Origin of the sequence: Chamaesiphon sp. VAR_48_metabat_403 (genome assembly GCF_031422475.1) — a bacterium.
Taxonomy (GTDB): Bacteria; Cyanobacteriota; Cyanobacteriia; order Cyanobacteriales; family Chamaesiphonaceae; genus Chamaesiphon.
The window spans coordinates 1-4,868 of the sequence record NZ_JANPLS010000471.1; the positions used below are offsets into that span (position 1 = coordinate 1).

A 4,868-nucleotide genomic window follows, 5' to 3' on the forward strand; every position below is an offset into this window, starting at 1 on the left:
GGGGTGTGGGGGGACGGGGGGACTGGGGGACTGGGGGACTAGGAGATTTTGGATTTAAAATACGCCTATTCCCTATTCCCTAAAGCCTAAAACCTAAAACCTAAAGCCTAAAGCTTATCTCGCTCGAATCTTCGCATGAGATAGGCGGCTGCGAAATCGCCGTTAGGGTTTTTGACGAGGATATCGGCGAGATCGAAGACGCGTTGTGCCATTTCCACGCCTACCTTATCGATGACGGCTTGACGTTCGAGTTCGTTTTTATAGCTAGCGCGAACTTGAGCTTGCCAAGTATTAGAAAAAATCTGAGAGATATTAGTATGGAGATCTAATTGTTCTAGCACTTCCCATTCCCCCCGATCGCACCAAACACCGCCACAGGAGAGACAATGTTCGAGATAGAATGGCTGCTTGAGGGCGATTTTGCCTCTAGCCATCATCATGCCACATTGCGGACATGGTGCTGCTTTAGAATCATAATGGCTGGGAGTATAGGGTAGATGATAATTTTGGACTAAGACATCGCGATTGGTAGGAGTGACAGGACGTTCGGATCGCCAGGTTTGGTAATTATGTCCGGGAATCCAATCGCCCTCACACTCTTGACAATGTTTTGTTAATAACAGATCGCTGAGTAGTCCATTAACTAGCTCGGATTTACACTTGGGACACTGCATTTTTAAAATAATTCGTAATTCGTAAGTGGTAAGTCGCAAACCATGTTGGGCAGAGGAATGTAAAATCTCCACCAATTGCGGAATTCTCACCTGGATCTGAAATTATCGATATGATGTCATGAATTATCGATGACGGCTTGACAATATTGAAGTAATAGCTCTAGTTTATGCCGATAAGCTTGACGGCGGAAATCGATCGTGGTGGGATCGCGCGCAGTGGAAATAAACAACGCGTCCATAGATATCAACCGGAGTAGTCGATGGCTTTCAGTTAAATACGATCGCATTTTACCAGCGATCGGATCTGGTAAAATATCGAGATCTTGAGGAATAATCTCTGTCTCGAATAGTTCGATCGCTTGATGGAGACTGGCTTTGAGTTCTGGTGTCGATTCACTCGGCAAGTTACTCAGGAGGGTAAATAATTGTTGCCAGATTAAAATCTGTGCGGTTGGCAACATAAAAAACTCAATTAGAATAGAATATTATATACATAATTTTACAATCGAGAATGTCGATTACCTAGGGTAGGCTACGCCAACGGACGCTACAGCCTCAGTTCCGATTATTCACTGAGTCAGGACTGCATTTTTATCTACACCGATCGCGATCTTGAGATTACTCTCGATCGCAGGCATCATTCCCCCAATCCCATAATACAGATCTCTACCTAGATCCACAACATCGGGCAGATTTGGTGTACTCATAACTATTTCTCCAGATTTCCACAGGCTCAAAGATCGCACGCTGCTTTTACAGCAAATTAATCTCCCATCACCCATCCACCCCCATGACTACTCATCTCCCTGTATCCGAGCGCGATCTTAATGATGCAAATGAACTGCCGACAGCTAGTGAAGCGATAACTTATAACTGTGGTATTCCCGATTGGTTGCAACAGTGTTTGGATACCACCCCAGATGGTAACGAACCAGCAGATCTCGATGCTCGATTAATTAAAAATGCTTTTCAATTTGCCTACGAATTACATGGCGAACAAAAACGCAAATCGGGAGAACCATATATTTGTCATCCGATCGCGGTAGCTGGATTATTGCGAGATTTAGGTGGTGGTGCAGCGATGATTGCTGCGGGGTTTTTACACGATGTGGTTGAAGATACTGAAATTAAAATTGATGAAATCGAAGCGAGATTCGGTCAAGAGACAGCACATTTAGTCGAAGGGGTGACTAAACTTTCTAAGTTTGAATTTTCGAGTAAAAAAGAGCAGCAAGCTGAGAATTTTCGACGAATGTTTATTGCGATGGCCCAGGACATTCGCGTTATTGTCGTTAAGTTAGCAGACAGAGTACATAATATGCGGACTCTCGATCATTTACGCATCGAGCGACAGCAAGCAATCTCTCAAGAAACTCGCGATATTTTTGCACCATTAGCCGATCGATTGGGCTTGGGGCGAATTAAATGGGAACTCGAAGATCTCTCATTCAAATATATCGAAGCTGAAGATTATCGGCGAATTCAAGACTTAGTTGCCGAGAAGCGTACCGCCAGAGAGAGCCGGATTGCCAACGTTACCGAGATGATTCGCCATCGTCTCGATCGCGCCAAAATTAAATATATCGATATTAGTGGCAGACCAAAACATCTGTACAGTATCTATCAAAAGATGCGCTATCAGAAAAAAGAATTTGGTGAGATTTACGACTTAACCGCAATTAGAATTATTGTCGAATCGAATCATGAATGCTATTTAGCCTTAGCAGAAATACACGATATTTTTAAGCCCATACCAGGTAGATTTAAAGATTATATTGGGCTGCCTAAAAACAACCGTTATCAATCATTACATACTACCGTAGTTGGATTTACGGGCACGCCACTAGAAGTGCAAATTCGCACTTTAGAGATGCACAACGTTGCGGAATATGGAATTGCCGCTCATTGGAAATACAAGCAAAATGCTAAGACAGATAATAAGGCCGATAGCGAACCAGAAACTAATAAATCGACAACCAGAAGGACAGAAGTAGATGAAAAATTCTCTTGGCTGCGACAGCTATTAGAGTGGCAAAATGATGTTAAAGATGCGATCGAATTTGACGACCATCTTAAAGATCATTTACTCGAACGCGACGTATATGTATTTACCCCCAAAGGCGAAGTCGTATCCCTCCGCCAAGGTTCCACCCCTGTCGATTTTGCCTATCGGATTCATACCGAAGTTGGCAATCACTGTGCGGGAGCCAAAGTTAACGATCGCATCGTCCCGCTGTCGCGAACGCTATTAAATGGCGATATCGTCGAGGTGATTACTCGCGAGAACAGTCGCCCCAGTCTCGACTGGCTGAATTTTGTCGTCAGTCCCGGCGCGCGCAACCGGATTACCCAATGGTACAAGCGATCGCACCGCGATGAAAATGTGGCGAGAGGGCGAGAATTACTAGAGCGAGAACTGGGCAAAAATGGTCTAGAAGCCCTCTTAAAATCCGAACCGATGCTTGCAGTCGCCCAGCGGTGTAACTACATCACTGTCGAGGATTTACTCGCAGGTTTAGGCTATGGGGAAATTACCCAGAGAACGGTAGTCAATCGCCTGCGCGAAACGGTCAAAGATCGCGAAGCTCCTACGTTAGAATTACCCCCAACCACAGCACCAAAACCATCAGCCGCTCCCGCTAGCGACTTTCCAATTCTGGGAATCGAGGGCTTATTACATCACTTAGCAGGTTGTTGTAGTCCGATTCCGGGCGAACCAATTATCGGGATCGTCACGCGCAACAGTGGCATTTCAATTCACCGTCAAGGCTGCGTTAATGTCGAGCAGATGGATGGAAATCGGTTATTACCCGTCAGTTGGAATAACCAAATTGCTAAAGAAAAGCCGCGTACCTATCCCGTGAGCGTTCAATTAGAAGTTCTCGATCGCGTTGGCGTATTCAAGGATGTTTTATCCCGATTGACCGATAATAAAATTAACGTACGATCGGCAAATGTGATTACCCACTATGCAAAACCTGCAATTATCGATCTATCGATCGAAGTTAGCGACAAAGCACAATTAGAACGCTGTTTTTCACAAATCAAGCAGATGAGTGATGTCCTCAATATTCGGCGGTTGACTCAATCGGAAAATTAGAGATCGAGACGATCTGACATTTTGCATTAAAACATAGCTATTAGCTTTTAGTGAATAGTGGATAGTGGATAGTACTTAATGTCGGTTCTGGTTATCGATCTCTTAAATTATTGAGCTGCGCTATAGGTGCAGTGATAATTAAAATTACACGATCGACAGTGGGTACCGGGATGGGGTGGAAATAATCGATCGAAGCAGGTGGGATCTCGTTGATATGCTTGCAGTTGCTGTTGGTGTAGTTTGGCAATTGTGGCTAATTTATGGGCGATCTCGTCCAATCTGGCTGGTGTGGCGGTAATTAGTTCCGAACTAGTCATTGTCTCTAAATTGTAAAAAGAAGCCGTCACATCACAATCGGGATAAAGATATTTGCCCGCCAATAAATAAACATCCGCTTGACGAAGATCCGAATCGGCAATTCCGGTTTTGAAGTCGATAATTTCGATCTGTTGACGGCTTTGTGCTACAGATTTTCGATATACCGCTCGGATGATACAATCAAAGGCGGCATAAAGGTAAAATTTAGCTTCTTTAATACATACTTCGATCGGGGGTGGGATTGACTCATCTCCACGATTTAGTAAGATAATTTCGCGATCGCGCAACCAGGGATCGGCTTGATATTGCTGGAGCATCTGCATCACTCGATCGCGTACTACCGCAACTTCATAATACAAATACAGTCGATCGGCAACTCGTTCGCAGCCCCGTGGATGCTTTAATAACAAAGGGTCTCGATGAAACTCATACACTCCCTGTTGGGCGAGTTTGCCCACCTTTTGCCAAATTGTCTCAGTAAAAGAGACAATCTGTGCATCTTCGCTCCGAGCTGTCTGAGTCCATCGCCACCCCCGCTGCATCTGACAATGCGTGTCTTCCCAGCCTAATGCAGGCTCGAATTGCGACCATAAATGATAACTGGCAAAATCCACTATTTAAAATGCGATCGATACTATCCAACGTTAATTCGGGTTGAGGGTATTTGCTCCGCTCACCACCCGCCCGCGACTGAAGTGCGGGCTAACTACGAAAGTCCACTAAAGTGGACTAAAGAATCTGGCAGTCCACTTTAGTGGACTTTCGTGGTTAGCCTG

The 4,868-nt window shown here is 44.7% G+C and carries 5 protein-coding genes; 1 reads left to right on the top strand and 4 read right to left on the bottom strand.

Annotated elements, in window-relative coordinates; translation table 11 throughout:
- Positions 1-107: 107 nt before the first annotated feature.
- The 3 genes from RMO79_RS22595 to RMO79_RS22605 form a co-directional block, all read right to left on the bottom strand.
- The gene (locus RMO79_RS22595) at positions 108-764 is read right to left on the bottom strand and encodes a zf-TFIIB domain-containing protein (RefSeq protein WP_310485517.1); all 657 of its coding nucleotides are present in this window, start codon (positions 762-764) and stop codon (positions 108-110) included.
- Positions 765-790: 26 nt separating this feature from the next.
- Positions 791-1,135 (bottom strand): heterocyst frequency control protein PatD, encoded by a 345-nt coding sequence (gene patD, locus RMO79_RS22600; RefSeq protein WP_310485518.1) that lies wholly within the window; start codon positions 1,133-1,135, stop codon positions 791-793.
- Between the two features lie 108 nt (positions 1,136-1,243).
- Complete coding sequence (locus tag RMO79_RS22605) at positions 1,244-1,381, bottom strand: hypothetical protein (RefSeq protein WP_310485519.1); 138 nt, start codon at positions 1,379-1,381, stop codon at positions 1,244-1,246.
- Positions 1,382-1,464: 83 nt separating this feature from the next.
- Here RMO79_RS22605 and RMO79_RS22610 point away from each other — a divergent pair, with 83 nt between their 5' ends.
- Positions 1,465-3,774 (top strand): bifunctional (p)ppGpp synthetase/guanosine-3',5'-bis(diphosphate) 3'-pyrophosphohydrolase, encoded by a 2,310-nt coding sequence (locus RMO79_RS22610; protein WP_310485520.1) that lies wholly within the window; start codon positions 1,465-1,467, stop codon positions 3,772-3,774.
- A 107-nt stretch (positions 3,775-3,881) separates the two neighbouring features.
- Here RMO79_RS22610 and RMO79_RS22615 read toward each other — a convergent pair whose 3' ends face one another.
- Positions 3,882-4,706: a PD-(D/E)XK nuclease family protein gene (locus RMO79_RS22615; RefSeq protein WP_310485521.1), complete on the bottom strand. Its 825-nt coding sequence runs from the start codon at positions 4,704-4,706 to the stop codon at positions 3,882-3,884.
- Positions 4,707-4,868 lie beyond the last annotated feature (162 nt).